We start from the raw sequence: 19859 nt of genomic DNA on the forward strand, positions 1-19859 counted from the left end.
ACACCCCCCTGGATCCCTGTTGTAGGGATCAGCATCAGAAATATAAGCAGCGGGGATATACGCGGATTTCTCTGCTCTGGAATATTGGAAAATGGCAACCATCCTGGTACTCAACGGCCCAAATCTGAATCTGCTTGGCACCCGGGAACCCGACCACTATGGTCATGAGACGCTTGACGCCATTCGCCAACGCCTGCAAAACAGCGGCAGAGAGTCGGGGTTCGATATCGACTTCCGTCAAAGCAATGCGGAACACGAACTCCTGACATGGATACATCAGGCAAACCAATCGGATGTCTGTTTCATCATCATCAATCCGGCAGCATTCACTCACACCAGCCTAGCGCTGAGGGATGCGTTACTGGGAACAGACATACCCTACATAGAGGTTCATCTCTCCAATGTGCACGCCAGGGAGGAATTTCGTAAACACTCCTATTTCTCTGACAAGGCCGAAGGTGTCATCACCGGCCTGGGTGCACAGGGTTATGAGCTTGCCTTGCAAGCCGCCATCACGCGGCTCAACAAATAATTCTAAGAGACAGGTCAACATGGATATTCGCAAAGTAAAAAAACTGATTGAACTACTTGAGGAGTCGGACGTCGCGGAGATCGAAATTCATGAAGGAGAGGAGTCGGTCAGAATAAGCCGTCAAAGCTCCATACCCACAAGCATAGCCATCCCAAACATGCAGCCTCAGGCAGCTGCGGTCCCGACGCCTGTAGCACCTGCAGCCACCGCCGCAGGAGCTGTATCACCTGAACCACAGGCAGCCGCTGAGGAGATGCAGGGGCACAGCGTAAACTCACCCATGGTGGGCACCTTCTACCGATCCCCCTCTCCCGGCAGCAAACCCTTTGTTGAGGAGGGCCAGGCAGTCGCGGTCGGTGACACCCTGTGTATCATCGAAGCGATGAAGATTCTCAACCAGATAGAGTCCGACAAGGCAGGTACCGTGAAAAAAATACTGGTTGAAAACGGTCAGCCCGTCGAATACAACGAACCGCTATTCATCATTGATTGAGTGAAACCATGATAGACAAGATCGTAATCGCCAATCGTGGTGAGATAGCCTTGCGCATCCTGCGCGCCTGTAAAGAACTCGGTATCAAGACAGTCGCTGTACACTCAGAGGCTGATCGTGACCTGAAGCATGTATTGCTCGCCGACGAATCGGTATGTATTGGCCCTGCCCCCTCGAGTGAAAGCTATCTGAACGTACCGGCTATCATCAGCGCCGCCGAGGTGACCGACTCAGTTGCCATACACCCCGGATATGGTTTTCTTTCGGAGAATGCCGACTTCGCAGAGCGGGTGGAAAACAGTGGATTCATCTTTATCGGACCCAAGGCGGACACAATCCGCACCATGGGCGATAAAGTGGCGGCCATCGACGCCATGCGCAAGGCAAAGGTACCAACGGTGCCTGGCTCAAACGGCCCCTTGGACAACAATGCCAAACGCACCAGAGAGGTGGCGAACGAAATCGGTTACCCGGTCATCATCAAGGCCGCCGGCGGTGGTGGTGGCAGAGGCATGCGGGTGGTGCATTCGGAAGCAACCTTGCTGAACGCAGTGGCCATGACCAAGGCCGAAGCCGAAGCCGCGTTCGGCAACGGCACAGTGTATATGGAAAAGTTCCTCGGTAATCCACGCCACGTCGAGTTTCAGGTCCTGTCCGACACCCATGGCAATGCGATTCACCTGGGGGAGCGTGACTGTTCCATGCAACGCCGCCATCAAAAGGTGGTGGAAGAGGCGCCGGCACCAGGCATCACGGAACAGCAACGCGAAGAGGTCGGTGAAAGATGCGCCGAAGCCTGCCGCCAGATCGGCTATCGGGGCGCCGGCACTTTCGAATTTCTCTACGAGGACGGCGAATTCTACTTCATTGAGATGAACACCCGGGTACAGGTGGAACATCCGGTCACCGAACTGATCACCGGCGTCGACATCGTTAAACAGCAGATTTTCATCGCTGCCGGGGAGCCCCTCAGCTACAAACAGGACGAGATCAAACTGCAAGGCCATGCCGTGGAGTGCAGAATCAATGCGGAGGATCCAGAAAATTTTCTCCCCAGTCCAGGTACCATCAGCCAACTCCACACCCCGGGTGGCCCAGGGGTGCGGGTCGATACCCATATCTATAACGGCTACAAAGTACCACCCTATTACGACTCCATGATCGGTAAGCTGGTCACCCATGGAGAGAGCCGTGAATCTGCCATTGCCAGGATGCGAATCGCTCTGCAGGAGATGGTTATCACCGGTATCAAGACAAATATACCACTGCATCTGGACATCATGCGTGACGCTGCCTTCAAGGAAGGCGGCGCCAACATCCACTACCTGGAAAAGAAACTAGGACTATAGCTGAAGAGTTTTGAGTTATGAGTTTTGAGTTGAGAAGGCATCTCTCACCAAACTTATAACTAAAAACTCAAAACTCGAAGCAATGTGGTTGCATCTTTCTATCGACTGTAGCGAAACCGAGGCCCCTTTATTGGAGCTGGTATTTGAAAACCTCGGCGCCCTCTCCGTTACCCTGGGTGATGCAGGTGATCAACCCCTGTTGGAAACGCCACCGGATTCGACCCAGTTATGGCTGCATACCCAGGTCACCGCGCTGTTCCAGGGAGATCAGGACCCGGTAGACCTACGCAATGCCCTTGTCTCCTTCCTCGATCCCGAACTGGTAGCAAGATTACGCTGGGAACGCATCGAAGACAGGATCTGGGAACGGGTCTGGCTGGATCACTTCAAGCCCATGCCGTTCGGGCAGCGATTGTGGGTCTGTCCGGCAGGTGAATCGATCCAACAGCAGGATGCTATCGTCATTCAGCTCGATCCCGGACTGGCCTTCGGTACGGGCACCCATCCCACCACCGCACTCTGCCTGGAATGGTTGGATGCTCAAGCGTTGCAGGGAAAGTCCATCATCGACTACGGCTGTGGCTCCGGTATCCTCGCCATCGCCGCCTTGAAACTCGGGGCAGCCTCAGCCGTGGCTCTCGACCATGATCCACAGGCCTTGATTGCGAGTAGAGACAATGCGGAGAAGAACGGGGTTTCCAGCAACCTCACCACCTGCCTGCCTGATGAGCTGCCCCAAAGGCAGTATGACCTGTTGGTTGCAAACATTCTCGCTGCTCCACTGATCCAGCTGGCCCCAGAGTTCGCGCGCCTAATCCGACCCGGCGGATGTTTCGCCCTCTCGGGCATTCTCGCCGAACAGCAACCGGCGGTTCTGCCAGTCTACCAATCATTCGCAGCCATGGAGAGGCCTAAACAGCAGCAGGATTGGCTACTGCTGAGTGGCGCTGTCATCTAAAACATTTACAGCCAGCCCCAATTTTCCATAAAGGGCTTGCCTGCGGTTTGGCTTCGGTCTAACGTAGAGGTGTCGAAAACTACGCTCACTTGAAGTATAGATAGAAAGAAATCTGCCAGATGTTTACCCAGTGCCAACACTGTCTGACCATGTTCCGCATCACACCGGAGCAGCTCAAGGTTGCTGACGGAAAAGTACGCTGCTGCCAATGCAACAACGTATTCAATGCGCTGCATAAGCTTATGGAATCCCCCACCCCCTTTACCAACGACGACCAGATCCAGGAAGGATCATCAACAACCGAACAGAATGGGATCTCTTCCGCCACTACGGCACAAACAAGGGAAGGCGGGGCAGACGCTGATGGACTCGCAATTGAATCCAGCTTGGTTAGTGACAGTGAAGTGGTGAAATCCCTCGATGCCTTGGCTGACGAAGAGCCCCGTATCCAACAATTGAGTGAAGAATCGATCCTGGAAGTGGATGAGAATAGCTCAGATTTCGATAGCCAAAACCAGTTTATTCTTGAACAGGACGACGGGCTCGAGACGGAACCTGAGTATTTTGCTGCCGGTACTGAGTCGCAGATGTCCGAACTCCTCGATAAAGACTCTACCTCTCTGCTACTCGAAGAGAAGGGTGCAGACGAACAGTTAGCAGATGTCATAGCCCTCGAAAACCATGACCAGAAGACTGATGCTGAATATAGACCGATCCGATTAGACGAGGAGTCTCAGACTACAGATGCATCGATACCCTCAGATGAAGAGCTACTTGCTACAGATGAATCTATACCAACAGACCAAGAGCCACTAACCACAGATGGATCCATATCAACAGACGAAGAGCCGCTAGTCACAGACGGATCTATACCAATAGACAATGATCCACTTGCTGCAGATGTAACCACAGACACAGAGGGTGAGTCAGATCACGAGTCATCATCGGAGTTCACCCCACTGGAGGAGGACTCTATCCCGACCGTTGAAGAGCCTTTCCAATCCCAGGATCCGCTGGATGAGGAGAGTCGTTTCACCTTTGAGGAGGAGTATGAGCGACCCCAACCCAGTCGATCCCGGCGTTACTGGATTGTCGGCTCATTACTCCTGCTGTTGCCCCTAAGTGGGCAGATTACCTGGTATTTACGGGACAATCTCATCACCCACGATGCCGGAAGGCAGCTGCTTCAGGGTGTCTGCAGCCTCACCGGTTGTGAGGTCCCCCTGCGCCGGGATACCGAACAGATAATCATCAGTGAAAGGGCCCTGACCGCTCACCCTGAAAAGGAAGAGATCCTCTCTCTCAAACTTGAGATGGTGAATGCCGCAGCCTTCCAACAACCTTTCCCAAAATTGCAGTTAAGCCTCTACAATGATATGGGAAAAATATTAGCAAGACGTACCTTCCATCCCGATCAGTACAAGGGCGAGCAATACCAATCACAACAGATGATGCCGAAATTAAAGGCCGTGCAGATAGAACTCGAACTACTGGACCCGGGCAATGATGTCACAGGCTTCAAGTTCGATTTTCTATAATTGAAGCAACCTGCAAGCAGAACAGATCAACACGACATTGCATGCTACTGTTGCTAGTAAATACGTATATCCATGTACACCTTTATTATTATCTGCGGTTAAGCTCCTACTGATACTAAAACACCCTACCAGGCAGCAAACGATCCGACTCATTACAACAGATTGTTCTGCATCCCAAACAACACTATCTGTTCAGCCAACGAAGGGTAATAACAGAGTGAATAATGTCGGTAATAAAAATGGCAAGTGTAAAAAAGTTCGACACTTAATAATTGGTTAGTATCAGTAAGGAATTAAATTCTACAAAAAGAATTTACATTCCCCATATAATCATCTGCCACTTATCCCTTGTCACATATCTGCCTAAGATTTAAGAGCTTACTTAGCACCCTTCCAGCCGATTCGCAGGTCGACTCCCAAACGCCACTTGTACCAGATCAATTCAGACTCAATTTGCCTTTGATTCCGCCAACATTTAGCGGTAGTATCCCATCCCCTCCTTCACCCATGATGGACCTCCTGAAGAGTGGCATTCTGGATGCAAATTGGACCCTATAAATTAGAGAACAATCTGCTATTGGCGCCAATGGCCGGCGTCACGGACAGACCGTTTCGGCAATTATGCAGAGAGATGGGGGCTGGGCTTGCCGTGTCGGAAATGGTCTCTTCAGATGCCTCCCTAAGAGGCACGAAAAAAACCGTGAGACGACTCGACCATGAAGGGGAAGCGCGACCCGTCAGCGTACAGATAGTCGGCTCCGAGCCGGACCAGATGGCGGAAGCGGCGCGGGCCAATGTGGCCAATGGCGCACAGATCATAGATATCAACATGGGATGCCCGGCGAAAAAGGTGTGTAAACGTGCTGCCGGCTCCGCCCTGTTGAAGGATGAGCATCTCGTAGCCAGGTTGCTGGAAGCGGTGGTCAGTGCCGTCGAGGTGCCTGTAACATTGAAAATCCGCACCGGCACTGATCCCGAAAACCGCAACGGCATACGTATCGCGAACATAGCTGAGGCGGCAGGTATCCGCGCCATTGCTGTACATGGACGCACCCGAGCATGCAAGTTTATGGGTCAAGCGGAGTATGAAACCATTCGCGACATCAAACAATCAGTCGAGATACCGGTTATCGCAAACGGAGATATCGATACACCACAAAAAGCCGCTTTCGTCTTGAACCGCACTGGGGCCGACGCCCTGATGATCGGTCGAGCTGCGCAAGGACGCCCTTGGATTTTTAAAGAGATCAACCACTATCTGCTGACCGGTAAAGAATTACCGCAACCTGATCTCGAATGGATTACTGACGTTGTAACCAAGCATGTCAGACAACTGTATGATTTTTATGGGGAGTACCTTGGCATACGCATTGCACGAAAACATATTGCCTGGTACAGCAAGGGGCGCCCTGGTGGCGCAGTTTTTAGGAACAAAATAAACTACTCGGATTCTGTAGAACAACAGACGAAGGCTATCCGTAACTATTTTGAATGCCTACAAAACAACGGGGATTTGGCGGCATGATGATTGAAGCTGTTCTAACGAGCAAAGAAAACCAAGATTACCTGACAGTTACACACAGTAAGAAATCAGAACCCTTACGCCAGTGTGTCAGCGACGCAATGCAACGCTATTTCAATAATCTTGACGGGCATGGTGCCAACAATCTCTACCGCTTGGTGATGAACGAGGTGGAAGCACCGTTACTCGAGAGCGTCATGAAGCATACCGGCGGCAACCAATCCCAAGCCGCATCTATTCTGGGTATCAGTCGAAGCACCCTGCGCAAAAAACTTTCCCAATACGATCTCGACTGAACCCCGCTTACACTTACTTGGAATCTACAACATGGCATCGATAAAACGCGCCCTGATAAGCGTTTCTGACAAAACAGGGATTGTGGAATTCGCCCGCAGTCTCGCTGAGAAAAAAATTGAGATCCTATCCACTGGTGGTACAGCAAAATTGCTGACCCAAAATGACATCCCGGTCATCGAGGTTTCCGAATATACCGGTTACCCGGAAATGATGGATGGCCGGGTGAAGACCTTACACCCCAAGATTCACGGCGGAATCCTCGGTCGACGCGGTATCGACGACGGGGTCATGAAGGAGAACGGTATTGGAGACATAGACCTGATCGTGGTCAATCTATACCCCTTCGAGGAGACTGTGGCAAAACCCGATTGCGATCTTCCCACAGCGATTGAAAACATCGATATCGGCGGTCCCACCATGCTTCGCGCAGCGGCCAAGAACCATAAGGATGTAACCGTGGTCGTCGACGCACTCGACTATGACAGAGTGCTGCGTGAGATGGGGGATAACAACAATCTGGTGAGTGACGCCACCCGTTTCGATCTTGCGGTCAAGACCTTCGAGCATACTGCCCGCTATGATGCCGCCATTGCCAACTACCTTGGCAGCCGTCTAGGGAGTGAGATAAGCGACTTTCCTCGCACCCTCTCGCTTCAATTCAGACAAGCGCAGAGCATGCGTTACGGTGAGAATCCCCATCAGAAAGCGGCGTTTTATGTGGAGCACAGGATCGATGAATCCAGTATCGCCACGGCCAAGCAACTGCAGGGCAAGGAGCTCTCATATAACAATATTGGCGATACCGATGCCGCCCTGGAGTGCGCCAAGAGCTTTGATGAGGGCCCCGCCTGCGTCATTGTCAAGCATGCCAATCCCTGCGGCGTGGCTTATGGCGCAAACATGCTGGAGGCCTATGACCGGGCCTACAGCACCGATCCCGAATCGGCATTCGGCGGTATCATCGCCTTCAACGGTGAACTGGATGGAGAGACAGCAAAGGCTATTGTGGAACGCCAGTTCGTTGAAGTAATCATTGCACCTAAGGTTTCGGCAGCAGCAGCTGAAGCTGTCAGCAGCAAGAAGAATGTGCGCTTACTGGAGTGCGGTGAATGGCTCAGCGAAGCGATCCATCGCACCGAATACAAACGGGTCAATGGGGGCCTGTTGGTGCAGGACGCGGACCTGCAGCTGACCCATGACATCAAGGTGGTCAGCCAACGCCAGCCCACCGAGCAGGAGATGCGTGATCTGCTGTTCACCTGGCGTGTCGCCAAGTTCGTCAAGTCCAATGCCATAGTCTACGGCAAGGATGGAATGACCATCGGCGTCGGCGCCGGCCAGATGAGTCGGGTCAATTCGGCTCGCATCGCCGCGATCAAGGCTGAACAGGCATCCCTTGAAGTGAAGGGTTCGGTGATGGCATCGGATGCATTCTTCCCCTTCCGTGACGGCATCGACAATGCCGCCGAGGTTGGTATCGCCGCTGTTATTCAACCCGGCGGATCGATGCGCGATGATGAGGCGATCGCTGCAGCCAACGAGCATGGTATGGCAATGGTATTCACAGGTATGCGTCACTTCCGTCACTAAGCCTTGTTATCAAGTTTTATAACGCAATGAACGCTAAGAAACACAAAGTACGCAAAGCAATTTTCTGTTTTGCTATAAATATACTTAGCGTCCATTGCGCTTCATTGCGAGCTCTGCGTTATAGCCCACTTACCAGAAGTCTCTCATCACTATGAACATACTTGTCATCGGATCGGGCGGCCGTGAACACGCCCTGGCCTGGAAGGCCGCACAGTCAGACCAGGCGGATAAGGTTTTCGTCGCCCCCGGCAATGCCGGCACTGCCATTGAGAATAAGCTCGAAAATGTGGAGATAGGCGCAGACTCCATCGATGAACTGATCGAATTCGCCCTGGCAAACCAAGTCGGTTTGACTATCGTCGGTCCCGAGGCACCACTGGTGAACGGCATCGTGAATGCTTTCCAAGCTGCCGGTTTGCGCTGCTTCGGACCAACCCGGGATGCGGCGCAACTGGAGGGCTCGAAATCCTTCACCAAGGACTTTCTCGCACGGCACAATATACCTAGCGGTAGCTACCAGACCTTCACAGAGGTTGGTGCCGCACTGGCCTATCTACACCAGGTGGGCGCCCCCATTGTCATCAAGGCCGATGGACTGGCGGCCGGGAAGGGCGTCATCGTTGCCATGGACCTCGCAACCGCGGAAGCAGCCGTCCGCGATATGCTGGCTGGCAATGCCTTCGGCGAAGCGGGTCATCGGGTGGTCATCGAGGAGTATCTTGAGGGGGAAGAGGCGAGTTTTATCGTCATGGCCGACGGCAGGCATATCCTGCCGATGGCAACCAGCCAGGACCACAAAAGGGCCGGGGATGGCGATACCGGTCTCAACACCGGAGGCATGGGGGCCTACTCCCCTGCTCCTGTGGTGGATGATGTCATCTATGGGAGGATCATGCAGGAGGTTATCCTGCCCACCGTCAACGGTATGGCCGAAGAGGGCATGCCCTATACCGGGTTCCTCTATGCAGGGCTGATGATTACTGAGGACGGTTCACCCAAGGTGATCGAATACAATTGTCGCTTTGGTGATCCCGAGACACAACCGATCATGTTGCGCATGCGCTCCGACCTGGTTGCCCACTGCCTGGCCGCACTGGATGGCAGACTTGATCAGGAGCGGACCGAATGGGACTCCCGGGCATCGGTGGGAGTGGTACTGGCCGCTGGCGGTTATCCCGGCCCCTATGAAAATGGCAAGGTCATCAGCGGGCTACCACAATCTGACGACCTGTCGCGCAAGGTCTTCCATGCCGGCACCAAGCTGCAGGGCGACGACGTCGTCACCGCAGGTGGACGGGTGTTATGTGCCACCGCGCTGGGTGAATCCGTTACCTTGGCCCAGCGGAGCGCATACACCCTGACCCGCGCAATCCATTGGGATGGCGTCTATTTTCGCAACGACATCGCTTACCGGGCGATTGCCAGGGAAAATAGCGATTGAAGAATAGGGCTGCTGGTGTGGCTGCATCCATCGTCAGCACGCGCACTATTCGCGTACTGCTGGTGGTGGCGCTGCTGCTGATCAGTTATCTCGCATTCACCCCAATAAGCACCCCGGTCATCGACGAATTCAACGACAAATTTTCCCACATAGCAGCGTTTATCGTACTTGCCTTTCTGGTCGACTTTTCCTGGCCTCAGACAAGCTGGAATCTGCCCAAGATAGCCCCACTTATCGGTTATGGCCTCCTCATCGAGGTAGTCCAGGCCCTGATGCCCTATCGTATATTCTCAACCTGGGATTTACTGGCAGACGTCTTGGGACTGCTCATCTACCCTTTGCTGCTACCGCTACTGCTACGCATCCCCCTTATCAAAAGATTGCGCAACGATCCTGCGTAATGAGATGAATCCCCCACCGATGGGGATGCTGAACAGGTCGCGTTTCAGCAACATGGCGTTGTTTCCACCCCCCCTCCTGGCTTTAGGTTATATTTAATCTAAACCACAGTGGTAATCGCCGCACAACCAAAAACACAACTTCGTCTGTCATGAGCAAAGTCAAACACAGCGCTTTCAAATACGATTTTTTAGGCTCAGATCCAAAGGACATTCAACGATCAGTCTCCAATCACCTGGTCTACACCATAGGCAAGGACCCCTACACCGCTACCGACCATGACTGGATGATGGCCTTCAGCCATGTCATTCGCGACCGGCTCATCGAACGCTGGATGGAGTCACAACGCAACTACTACAGGCACGACGCCAAGCGGGTCTACTACCTGTCGATGGAGTTTCTCATCGGGCGTAGTCTGGTCAACAGCCTGTTGAACATGGATATTCACGACGCCTGCACCGAGGCCTTGCATAAACTCGGTCTCGAACTGGAGCGACTCCGCAGCCTTGAACATGACGCGGCACTTGGCAATGGCGGGCTCGGGCGCCTGGCCGCCTGCTTTCTCGACTCCATGGCCAGCTTGAATATCCCGGGCTATGGCTACGGCATACGCTTCGAATATGGCATGTTCAGACAGAAGATCGAAAACGGCTGCCAGGTCGAACTGCCGGAAAACTGGTTGATACATGACAATCCCTGGGAATTTCCCCGCCCCGAGGTCTCCTACCGGGTGCGCTTCGGCGGACGGGTCATGGAGTACCAGGATACAACCGGCCGGCGCCATTTTGATTGGATCGAGGGTGATGTGGTCATCGCCCAGGCCTACGACACCCCGATCCCCGGTTTCAAAAACGATACCGTCAACAATCTTCGCCTCTGGAGCGCCAAGGCGTATGAGGACTTCGACCTGAACCGATTCAATCAGGGCGAGTATACAGAGGCCGTCGTCGGCAAGACCCTGTCTGAGAATATCTCCAAGGTACTCTATCCCAACGACAGCTCGACGATGAACAAACGCCTGCGGCTGAAACAGCAGTACTTTTTTGTCTGCGCCTCACTCAAGGATGTATTACGTCGCTTCTTCGCCGATCACGACAGCCTGAGTGAACTGCCGGACAAGGTTGCCATCCAGCTCAATGACACCCACCCCGCCATCGCCATCCCGGAGATGATGCGGCTGCTGATGGATAAACATCACCTGGAGTGGCAACCCGCCTGGGAGATCACCACCCGGGTCTTCTCCTACACCAACCACACCCTGCTACCAGAGGCCCTGGAGACATGGCCGGTGGATATCTTTGAACAACTGCTGCCAAGACATCTGCAATTGATAATGGAGATCAATCGCCGCTTCCTGCTGATGCTCGGTCATCTCCACCCGGGGGATATGGATATCCTGCGACGCCTCTCCATCATCGATGAAAGCAACGGGCGACGGATTCGCATGGCCCACTTGGCGATCATCGGCAGCCACAAGGTAAATGGGGTCTCGGCACTGCACAGTGAACTTCTGCGCGAATCGACCTTCAAGGATTTCAACAGCTTCTATCCGGGCAAGATCATCAACATCACCAACGGCATCACTCCCCGCCGTTGGCTCTACCAATCCAATCGAGGCCTCTCGACACTGATCAGTGAAGCCATTGGCCCGGACTGGATCAGAGACCTGAGCCGCATCAAACAGCTTGAGTCCTTTGCTGAAGACAGCGCCTTTCAGGAGAGGTTTTACGCCATCAAACAGGCAAACAAACAACGCCTTGCCAAGCTGGTGCAGTACTTTTTGGAGAGCAAGGTTGACCCGCACACCCTGTTCGACGTCCAGGTCAAGCGAATCCACGAATATAAACGTCAACTGCTCAACCTGCTACGTGCCATCGCCCTCTACAATCGTATGCTCGATGATCCCAATGCCAGATGCGTACCGAGAACCATCATCTTCGGCGGTAAGGCCGCGCCTGGATATACAGTCGCGAAACTTATTATCCGCCTGATAAATGACGTGGCCGATGTGATCGATAACGACCCGGCCGTCAGCGATCGCTTGAAGATAATCTTCATCCCCAATTACGATGTAACCACCGCATCGGACATCATCCCAGCGGCGGAACTCTCACAACAGATCTCCACTGCCGGTATGGAGGCTTCGGGTACGGGTAATATGAAACTTGCGCTGAACGGCGCCCTGACCATGGGAACCATGGATGGCGCCAATGTAGAGATGCTGGAGAATATCGGTGCCGAGAATTTTTTCATCTTCGGCTTGAACACAGAACAGATAGCAAGGCTCAATCGACAGGGCTACCAACCGCGTCGTGCTTATGATTCTGATCCGGTATTGAAACGCGTCATCGACATGATCGCCAATGGCTTTTTTTCACCCGAGGAGCCGGATCGCTACCGCGTGATCACCGACAATCTTCTCAACAATGATCATTTCAAGGTGGTCGCCGATTTCAACAGCTACCTGGCAACCAGCGACCAGGCCGACCAGGTCTACCTCGACACGGCCGAGTGGAACAAACGGGCAATACTCAACACCGCCCGTATGGGCTATTTCTCCAGTGACCGCACCATCCAGGAATATGCCGGGAAAATCTGGCATGTTAAGCCAATAAGATAGATGTTCAGGGTTCCGGGCCTAACGACGGCTCAACGAATAAAAAAGGATCACGGCGGATAATAAAATTGGATGCAGCTGGCAATAATTTAGGATATTATTCCCAAATATACGCTAAATGGCTTGGGTCCAGGGAGTGTACACAATGTCTTTGCACCGGAAATGGCTAACCGCTCTACTTATCATGCTGCTGTTAACCGCCTGTGGCGGGGGCGGGGGTGACGATGACGACGACCATGATGATGACGATGACCATAACGATGGACCGGGGGTGTCAGAGGTAACGGGTAGCCACCGCGTCCTGGCATTCAACGATCTGGGGATGCACTGCGCAGATCTGGACTATTCAACCTTTGTCATCCTGCCACCTTTCAATGTCATACATGCCCAGATCATCGAACGTGGCGCATCTCCCCGCATCCTCGATGCATCGAGTGTCAATGTGGATTACCGGGCCAGTACGGATGGCAGCGGTTCCATCAACAGCACCAGCCAGAACCTGGCGGGCAGCGTGAATAAAACAAACTTCTGGGACACCAATCCTGCAAGCGGCAACAGCTTTGTCAACGACCTGTTCGGGCTCGATCCGCCAGCGGACGAAGGTCTGCTGTTTGGCCAGTCGATGCCCGGTATCCTCAATCCCTACACGGCAAACGATGCCCAGGCCTTCAACCATTACGATCCGCAAAAAAAGTGGTTTGCCGCCGATGGTGTGCCCATTGTTCCCATCGACGATACAGGACAGCTGAACGCCTATCCATTGATGCGGGTCAGCGCCACCGAACCGGGTAGCGCGGATCCCCTCGCCAGTCTGGATGTGGTGTTACCGGTGGCCTCTGAAGCGGATTGCCAGAACTGTCACGCGGCGGGAGAGGTCGCCGCGCCCATCGACAGTAGCATCGATTTCGTCCTGCCTGAGGACATCAACGATGCCAACAGTGTGTTGCAGGCAGCGAAGCAGAATATCTTGCTCCTTCACGACGCCGAGCACGGCACCGATCTCATCAATGCAACCCCGGTCCTGTGTGCTGGCTGCCACTACTCCGCAGCACTCGACCTGACCGGCAGCGGCCCGACTGGCCAGCAACTCAACATGGACACCATGTCTGAGGTCATGCATGACCACCATGGCCAGCTAACAGATCCTGACACCGATCAACCCCTGTTCCCCACCGATGGCAGCCTTGAGGAGACCTGTTATCAGTGCCACCCCGGCAAAATAACCCAATGCCTCAGGGGCGCAATGGGTGCTGCAGGCATAGGTTGCCAGGATTGTCACGGCAGCATGCTTGCAGTGGGGAGCGATGAGCGGCAACCCTGGTTGGATGAACCCCGCTGTGAATCCTGCCACACCGGTGATGCGGTCAGCCACCTGGGTAATAACCTGCGCCTGACCCAGGCCTGGGAGGATGATATAGATACAGCCACGCCACGTGTGGCCAGCAACAAGAGATTTGCGGAAAACAGCGACACCCTCTATCGCAACAGCCTCGGTCATGGTGGCGTCGCCTGCGAGGGTTGCCACGGTTCCACCCATGCCATCTGGCCAAACCCGGTCGCTTCCGCCAACGACAACCTGGCGGCGATACAGCTTCAGGGTCATGCCGGTACGCTGAGTGAATGCAGCAGCTGCCATACCAGCCTGCCACTTACCCTCGACGGCCCCCATGGCATGCACAACGTCAACAGCCGCGGCTGGAACCTTGAACATGAAGATTTCTATGAAGACAATCCACAGGCCTGCATGAGCTGTCACGGACAGAACCTGGAAGGAACAGTCCTCTCCGTGACTGCTGCCGACCGTACATTTCTACGCGATGATGACGGGGAGCGTACCCGCTTCGTTGCCAAGGGCACAGCGGTGAGTTGTACCCTATGTCACGAAAGACCCGACTGATCCTGAAACAGTCTCATACGCAGGCCGGGCAGATATAGTGGAATCAATCGAAGAGGGCGTCGAAGTGCCCGCTTTCGCCACTCGCCTCAAGCTGGCTGAAGAATTCAGCAGTGCGTTGTTGCAGCATAGCGAGTGACGACTGCCTCACCAGCTCCCTGGCTTCGAGCAGGGCACTGGGTTGCATACTCAACTCACGCAGCCCCATTCCGATCAGCAGTCGGGCATAGCGTGGTTCACCCGCCATCTCACCACACATACTGATCGGAATGCCCGCGCTATTGGCGGCGTCGATAGTGTGCTGAATCAGAAACAGCACCGAAGGGTGGAGTGGATCGAACAGGAAATTCACCTCTTCATCCATACGATCCACAGCCAGGGTATATTGAATCAGATCATTGGTACCGATTGAGAGAAAGTCCAGGTGACGGGCAAAACTCTCTGCCGCCAAGGCCGCCGCCGGCACTTCGATCATACCCCCTATCGGGATCTGGGTATCGAAAGGCAGGCCGGCACTGCGTAGATCCTGCTTGGTCCTGTCAATCATCTGCAACGCCTGTTTCAGCTCCTTGAGCCCTGACAACATGGGCAGCATCAATCTCACCGGCCCCTCGGCGGAGGCGCGCAGAATCGCCCTGAGCTGAGGCAGGAACAGCTCCGGCTCCTTCAGACAGAGGCGAATCGCGCGCAGTCCCAGGGCTGGATTGATAGCCGGCATGCAACCCGAGTCAGATATATTTCCGGTGGTCTTATCCATACCCAAATCGAGTGTGCGGATGGTAAGAGGGATACCTCCCAACCCCCTGACCGCATTGTGATAGGCCTCCAGCTGTTCCTCTTCCGTTGGCAGTGTCGGTCGATTCATGAAGAGAAATTCAGTACGGAAGAGCCCCACCCCATCCGCCCGGTTATTGAGCGTAGTCTCAATATCATCCGGTAACTCAATATTGGCATGCAGAAAGATCTGCTCACCATCGGTAGTGAATGCGGGCAGATCCACACGACGTCGCAGATCTTCCTCACGCAGACGTCTGTTCTCGATGCGTTGGCGATAATAGGCAAGGATTCGCTCCGTGGGATCGGCAAGCACGACTCCCTGAGCCCCATCCACCACCAGTTGTTCCCCCTGGCGAAACAGAGAAGTTGCCTGATGAATACCGACAACCGCAGGGATACCCAGACTACGTGCGAGAATCGCAGTGTGAGAGAGTGGTCCGCCATATTCGGTAACGAAAGCGACCACACCCTGATTCTTCATCATGATGGTTTCGGCGGGGGTCAGGTCCTTGGCCACCACAACCCGGCCATTCAGGTCACCCTGTTGTTGCGGCTTTCCACCCGCAAGCACAAACTGCACCTGACCCACCACATGGTCGACATCGTCCTTGCGGGTTCGCAGGTAGGGATCATCCATTTCGTCAAACACCCTGACCAACTCATCCCTGCGCACCTGCAGTGCCCACTCGGCACTATACAGGTTCTCCCTGATGAGATTGATCGTCGCCTGACTGATGGCATAGTCCTCCAACATCAACAGATGGGTATCAATGAACTCACTGATATCCAAAGCCGTATTGGTCGGTATCTGTTCGCGCACCAGGCGCAGGTGACTGCTTGTGGTGTGCAAGGCGTCTTCGAAACGATCTATTTCGCTCTGAATCAAATCCTCAGTGATTTCCCGATGGATGACCTCCGGGATACCCCGCTGCAGCAGATAGACCTCACCAATCGCCACTTCCCGTGAGGTATTGATCCCTATGCCCTGGCAGGATAGCGTCACTGGTCTTCTCCAAATCGCTCGTTGATCAGAGAGGTCAATGCCTGCATCGCCTCCTGTTCATCACTACCGTCTATTTCAAGTACTATTATGGAGCCCTGGTTCGCTGCCAGCATCATGACTCCCATAATACTTTTACCATTCACCCTCTGGCCGTTGCGATTCAGAAAGACATTGCTGGAAAAGCTATTGGCGCAACTCACCAATTTAGCCGCCGCACGGGCATGCAGCCCCAGTTTATTGATGATTTCAATCTCTTTATTCAACATACACCTTTCTATTTACTTAGGGTTTCACAGCAGACTATTCCCTCTTTTCCTCCGCTCACCGCCTTCTCTGTCAACATATCAAGATTCATGGTCTGATAATTGAGGGCGCGTATAAGCATCGGCAAATTGATACCCGAGATCACATTCACCCGACCCTTCTGCGCCAAACTGTAAGCAATGTTGCTGGGTGTGGAACCGTACATATCGGTAAGCACCAACACACCATGGCCCTGGTCCAGCCGGGTAATCATCATGCTGGCCTGTTCGATTAGTTTTTCCGGGATGCCGTCTGTACCAACAGGCAGGCACTCGACACCCAGGGGTGCGCCCTCAAGCATTTTCCCAGCCGTCTCCAGGATTGCCTCGCCAATCCTGCTGTGGGTGATAAGCAGCAAACCAACGGTCATTACAATTCCCGATGTCGGCTCATGACATGTAAACCCGCCTCTGCAAAGTGTTGTGACAGCCGTTCCACCAAAAACACAGACCGATGCTGCCCCCCTGTACATCCCACTGCAATAGTGAGATAGCTACGCCCATCGGCTTCGAATGCAGGTATCCAACGGGCGAGGAAATCGATCATGTCAGAAAGCATACTGGTCACCTCTTGATGTGCCGACAGATAGTCAGCTACAGGTGCCTGCATACCATTGTAGGCGCGCAGTTCTTCCTGCCAATAGGGATTAGGCAGACAGCGGGCATCAAAGACAAAATCCACATCTCTAGGCAGGCCGTGTTTGAAGCCGAAGGATTCGAAAAGAATCGAGACCTTACCCTCCTCACCTCCGATACGGTGTCGCACCAGGTCACGCAACTCGTGAAGATTGGTATGGGTGGTATCGATTCTCAGATCAGCCGCCTCGATCACCGGCGCCAGTAATTCACGTTCATAGCGAATGGCCTCTGCCAGAGAACGCTGCTCATTCGTCAACGGATGTTTACGCCGGGTTTCACTGAAGCGCTTGATCAATGTTTCCGCTTTGGTATCAAGAAAAAGCATCTTACAGTCGAGTCCACTGTTACGAATATCCTCCACCATATCCGGTAGCGTGGATAACTGACTGGATTGGCTGCGGGCATCTATGCCCACCGCGGTCTTGCGGAAGATCGCCTCCGGTTCATTTATCAGATGATCGGCCACAGAGACCAACAGGGAAATCGGCAGATTATCGATACAGTAATAGCCCATATCTTCCAGCGTATGCAGGGCTATTGTCTTGCCCGATCCCGACATTCCGCTGACGATTTGCAATTTGAACCAATCAGACATGTCGGCTGCTTTATTCATCCTGATCGATATAGATCTGTTGTCGTTCAATGAAATCCTGAGTGGCATTATAGCCATCGAGCATCAGCATATGCTGGCGCACAGCGGTTTCAACCAGGATAGCCAGGTTACGACCGGCGGCAACCGGCAGGCTTGTCATCGGGATTTCAACCCCGAGCAAGGTTCTTGTTGAATGACAGCCTTCGAGACGATCCATATCATGTAGTTTCTTGTCATCGAAATGCAGCAGATCAATGATCAAGTGCAACTCTTTATTGGGTTTGATGGCGCTGTTACCGAACATGGCGCGGATATTGATCATGCCCAGTCCACGCACTTCCAGAAAATCCTGTAAAACCTTCGGACAACGACCGATGAGTGTTTTACTGGCTGATTTATAGAGCTCCGTTGCGTCATCCGCAATTAGACAATGTCCGCGGGAAATGAGCGCCAGTGCGAGTTCGCTTTTACCGATCGCCGGATCACCGCTGAACAGCACTCCCCTGCCCAGGACCTCCATATAGACCCCATGTACCAGCAGCTTTTCACCCACCGGCTGGCTGAAGCGTTCCACCAGGCGTTTTATCACCTGATTATCGGATTGCGGGGTATAGAAAAGTGCGACATTCCTATCCATGGCCTGTCCCTCACACTCTTGAAGTGGTTTTAAACCATCGGTAAATATAAGCGCGGCCGGTGAGGCCTTGAATAGAACCTGTAGGTATTCATGATAGGCATCCTTTTCCTCACTCAGCAGATGTTTCCTTTCCGGTGGCCCGATGACCTGGATCTGATTGGGCCTGATCAAGTTGAGGGGGCCAGCGGGCTGCCTTCCATGCTGCAGCTCGATATCCACCACAATCTCCGCGTCTCCCCCCTCACCATTCCAGGTCAGCGAAAGTTCGCTGGCCAACTCATCATAGAGATCCCGAATGGTATAGATTGGCTTCATTAAGCAGAGATTATAGCTTCCCGTTGCTGGATCAGTTCATAAAGATCATGTGCGCTTGCCGCCTGCCTCAGGGCAGTGCAGAACTCCTCATCATCGAACATCTGCGCCAACTTGGCCAAAAGCTGCAGATGTTCGTCGGTTGCCTCCTCCGGAACCAACATTGCAAAGGCAAGATCAACCGGCTGATTATCGATTGCGTCGAAATCGATTCCCTCGGGGAGCTGGATAAACGCTGCAAGCGCTCCAGTGATTTGCGGCATGCGGGCGTGGGGCAGGGCGATACCCTTGCCCAGACCGGTGCTACCCAGCCTTTCACGCTCGAGGAGCGCATCAAATACCAGATCTTGATTGAGATCGGGAACAGCCTCGGCCAAGCGCTGACCGAGCTGTTCCAATACGCGCTTCTTGCTGGCAGCCTCCACTTTGCAACCGATCCGTTCTTCCACAAGATAGCCGTTTGGAAACATGGAGACCTCGCCAGTTCAATCAGCCCGTATTACTCAGACGCATACTTAACGCCGCTACCGGCGCGATGACTTTTCATTTTCTCCTTGTGTTTCAACACCTGCCTATCGAGTCTATCCGTGAGCAGATCGATGGCTGCATACATATCTTCCTGTACAGAGTCCGCATAAACACTCGCACCGTTCACTTGCATTGTAGCTTCTGCCTTCTGCCTCATTTTCTCCACGCTCAAGATAACGTGGACATTGATCACATTATCAAAATGGCGCTCAAGACGTTCAAACTTATTGTCTACATAGCTTTTCAAGGCATCGGTTACATCCACATGATGACCGGTCACGCTAATTTGCATAATTTTCTCCTATCTTAGATGAGGTTACCCATCACCCTGCCTGATGTCACTAATTGAGGACCAATCGTACTTTCAGTATATGCTGTGCAGCAATCCGCATAAGCCTCGTGCCTGGCTGCATCCGCAAAGGGATCGCTGTTAACAACC

19 protein-coding genes are annotated in these 19859 nt (G+C 53.4%); 12 read left to right on the forward strand and 7 right to left on the reverse strand.

Going from position 1 to position 19859, the window contains the following annotated elements; genetic code table 11:
* Positions 1–91 precede the first annotated feature (91 nt).
* The 12 genes from aroQ (at position 92) to R2K28_RS18805 (ending at position 14633) form a co-directional block, all read left to right on the forward strand.
* Complete coding sequence (aroQ, locus tag R2K28_RS18750) at positions 92–532, forward strand: type II 3-dehydroquinate dehydratase (RefSeq protein WP_116445078.1); 441 nt, start codon at positions 92–94, stop codon at positions 530–532.
* Between the two features lie 19 nt (positions 533–551).
* Positions 552–1025: an acetyl-CoA carboxylase biotin carboxyl carrier protein gene (gene accB, locus R2K28_RS18755; RefSeq protein WP_316366885.1), complete on the forward strand. Its 474-nt coding sequence runs from the start codon at positions 552–554 to the stop codon at positions 1023–1025.
* 8 nt (positions 1026–1033) lie between these two features.
* Positions 1034–2374, forward strand: a complete 1341-nt coding sequence (gene accC / locus R2K28_RS18760; RefSeq protein ID WP_316366887.1) for an acetyl-CoA carboxylase biotin carboxylase subunit — start codon at positions 1034–1036, stop codon at positions 2372–2374.
* 82 nt (positions 2375–2456) lie between these two features.
* Positions 2457–3332: a 50S ribosomal protein L11 methyltransferase gene (gene prmA / locus R2K28_RS18765; RefSeq protein ID WP_316366889.1), complete on the forward strand. Its 876-nt coding sequence runs from the start codon at positions 2457–2459 to the stop codon at positions 3330–3332.
* A 119-nt stretch (positions 3333–3451) separates the two neighbouring features.
* Positions 3452–4870 carry a DUF3426 domain-containing protein gene (locus R2K28_RS18770; protein ID WP_316366890.1) on the forward strand — a complete coding sequence of 473 codons (1419 nt, stop codon included), beginning with the start codon at positions 3452–3454 and terminating at the stop codon, positions 4868–4870.
* A gap of 538 nt (positions 4871–5408) precedes the next feature.
* Positions 5409–6395: a tRNA dihydrouridine synthase DusB gene (dusB, locus tag R2K28_RS18775; protein ID WP_316366891.1), complete on the forward strand. Its 987-nt coding sequence runs from the start codon at positions 5409–5411 to the stop codon at positions 6393–6395.
* Positions 6392–6688: a DNA-binding transcriptional regulator Fis gene (gene fis / locus R2K28_RS18780; protein WP_316366894.1), complete on the forward strand. Its 297-nt coding sequence runs from the start codon at positions 6392–6394 to the stop codon at positions 6686–6688. The genes dusB and fis overlap by 4 nt, the downstream gene beginning before the upstream one ends.
* 31 nt (positions 6689–6719) lie before the next feature.
* Positions 6720–8279: a bifunctional phosphoribosylaminoimidazolecarboxamide formyltransferase/IMP cyclohydrolase gene (purH, locus tag R2K28_RS18785; protein WP_316366896.1), complete on the forward strand. Its 1560-nt coding sequence runs from the start codon at positions 6720–6722 to the stop codon at positions 8277–8279.
* A 151-nt stretch (positions 8280–8430) separates the two neighbouring features.
* Positions 8431–9720, forward strand: a complete 1290-nt coding sequence (gene purD / locus R2K28_RS18790) for a phosphoribosylamine--glycine ligase (protein ID WP_316366897.1) — start codon at positions 8431–8433, stop codon at positions 9718–9720.
* Positions 9717–10121, forward strand: a complete 405-nt coding sequence (locus tag R2K28_RS18795) for a VanZ family protein (RefSeq protein WP_316366898.1) — start codon at positions 9717–9719, stop codon at positions 10119–10121. The genes purD and R2K28_RS18795 overlap by 4 nt, the downstream gene beginning before the upstream one ends.
* A 149-nt stretch (positions 10122–10270) precedes the next feature.
* A complete protein-coding gene (locus R2K28_RS18800) occupies positions 10271–12739 on the forward strand; it encodes a glycogen/starch/alpha-glucan phosphorylase (protein WP_316366900.1) in 2469 nt (822 codons plus the stop codon).
* Positions 12740–12881: 142 nt separating this feature from the next.
* Positions 12882–14633, forward strand: coding sequence for a cytochrome C (locus R2K28_RS18805; RefSeq protein WP_316366901.1), 1752 nt, complete (start codon positions 12882–12884; stop codon positions 14631–14633).
* Positions 14634–14676: 43 nt separating this feature from the next.
* Here the strand turns inward: R2K28_RS18805 and ptsP are convergent, their stop codons facing one another.
* From ptsP to hpf, 7 genes are read right to left on the reverse strand one after another with little or no spacing between them, the layout of a single operon-like run.
* The gene (ptsP, locus tag R2K28_RS18810; RefSeq protein WP_316366902.1) at positions 14677–16410 is read right to left on the reverse strand and encodes a phosphoenolpyruvate--protein phosphotransferase; all 1734 of its coding nucleotides are present in this window, start codon (positions 16408–16410) and stop codon (positions 14677–14679) included.
* The gene (locus R2K28_RS18815) at positions 16407–16676 is read right to left on the reverse strand and encodes an HPr family phosphocarrier protein (RefSeq protein WP_116445483.1); all 270 of its coding nucleotides are present in this window, start codon (positions 16674–16676) and stop codon (positions 16407–16409) included. Before R2K28_RS18815 ends, ptsP begins: the two co-directional genes overlap by 4 nt.
* Before the next feature lie 8 nt (positions 16677–16684).
* On the reverse strand, positions 16685–17083 hold the full coding sequence (locus tag R2K28_RS18820) for a PTS sugar transporter subunit IIA (protein WP_316366905.1): 399 nt from the start codon (positions 17081–17083) through the stop codon (positions 16685–16687).
* Complete coding sequence (rapZ, locus tag R2K28_RS18825) at positions 17083–17946, reverse strand: RNase adapter RapZ (RefSeq protein WP_116445491.1); 864 nt, start codon at positions 17944–17946, stop codon at positions 17083–17085. Before rapZ ends, R2K28_RS18820 begins: the two co-directional genes overlap by 1 nt.
* Before the next feature lie 10 nt (positions 17947–17956).
* Positions 17957–18895 (reverse strand): HPr(Ser) kinase/phosphatase, encoded by a 939-nt coding sequence (gene hprK, locus R2K28_RS18830; RefSeq protein ID WP_316366909.1) that lies wholly within the window; start codon positions 18893–18895, stop codon positions 17957–17959.
* On the reverse strand, positions 18895–19362 hold the full coding sequence (ptsN, locus tag R2K28_RS18835; protein ID WP_116445480.1) for a PTS IIA-like nitrogen regulatory protein PtsN: 468 nt from the start codon (positions 19360–19362) through the stop codon (positions 18895–18897). Before ptsN ends, hprK begins: the two co-directional genes overlap by 1 nt.
* Positions 19363–19391: 29 nt before the next feature.
* Positions 19392–19712, reverse strand: coding sequence for a ribosome hibernation-promoting factor, HPF/YfiA family (hpf, locus tag R2K28_RS18840; protein ID WP_316366910.1), 321 nt, complete (start codon positions 19710–19712; stop codon positions 19392–19394).
* Between the last annotated feature and the right edge of the window lie 147 nt (positions 19713–19859).

The sequence above is a fragment of the Candidatus Thiodiazotropha sp. CDECU1 genome (genome assembly GCF_963455295.1).
GTDB lineage: Bacteria > Pseudomonadota > Gammaproteobacteria > Chromatiales > Chromatiaceae > Thiodiazotropha.

Coding starts and splice junctions, on each gene's coding strand:
- R2K28_RS18800 (WP_316366900.1), top strand. CDS start 10,271: ATGAGCAAAGTCAAACACAGCGCTTTCAAATACGATTTTTTAGGCTCA.
- hpf (WP_316366910.1), bottom strand. CDS start 19,712: ATGCAAATTAGCGTGACCGGTCATCATGTGGATGTAACCGATGCCTTG.
- hprK (WP_316366909.1), bottom strand. CDS start 18,895: ATGAAGCCAATCTATACCATTCGGGATCTCTATGATGAGTTGGCCAGC.
- fis (WP_316366894.1), top strand. CDS start 6,392: ATGATGATTGAAGCTGTTCTAACGAGCAAAGAAAACCAAGATTACCTG.
- ptsN (WP_116445480.1), bottom strand. CDS start 19,362: ATGTTTCCAAACGGCTATCTTGTGGAAGAACGGATCGGTTGCAAAGTG.
- purH (WP_316366896.1), top strand. CDS start 6,720: ATGGCATCGATAAAACGCGCCCTGATAAGCGTTTCTGACAAAACAGGG.
- aroQ (WP_116445078.1), top strand. CDS start 92: ATGGCAACCATCCTGGTACTCAACGGCCCAAATCTGAATCTGCTTGGC.
- accC (WP_316366887.1), top strand. CDS start 1,034: ATGATAGACAAGATCGTAATCGCCAATCGTGGTGAGATAGCCTTGCGC.
- R2K28_RS18805 (WP_316366901.1), top strand. CDS start 12,882: ATGTCTTTGCACCGGAAATGGCTAACCGCTCTACTTATCATGCTGCTG.
- prmA (WP_316366889.1), top strand. CDS start 2,457: ATGTGGTTGCATCTTTCTATCGACTGTAGCGAAACCGAGGCCCCTTTA.
- dusB (WP_316366891.1), top strand. CDS start 5,409: ATGCAAATTGGACCCTATAAATTAGAGAACAATCTGCTATTGGCGCCA.
- R2K28_RS18815 (WP_116445483.1), bottom strand. CDS start 16,676: ATGTTGAATAAAGAGATTGAAATCATCAATAAACTGGGGCTGCATGCC.
- R2K28_RS18770 (WP_316366890.1), top strand. CDS start 3,452: ATGTTTACCCAGTGCCAACACTGTCTGACCATGTTCCGCATCACACCG.
- purD (WP_316366897.1), top strand. CDS start 8,431: ATGAACATACTTGTCATCGGATCGGGCGGCCGTGAACACGCCCTGGCC.
- accB (WP_316366885.1), top strand. CDS start 552: ATGGATATTCGCAAAGTAAAAAAACTGATTGAACTACTTGAGGAGTCG.
- rapZ (WP_116445491.1), bottom strand. CDS start 17,946: ATGTCTGATTGGTTCAAATTGCAAATCGTCAGCGGAATGTCGGGATCG.
- R2K28_RS18820 (WP_316366905.1), bottom strand. CDS start 17,083: ATGACCGTTGGTTTGCTGCTTATCACCCACAGCAGGATTGGCGAGGCA.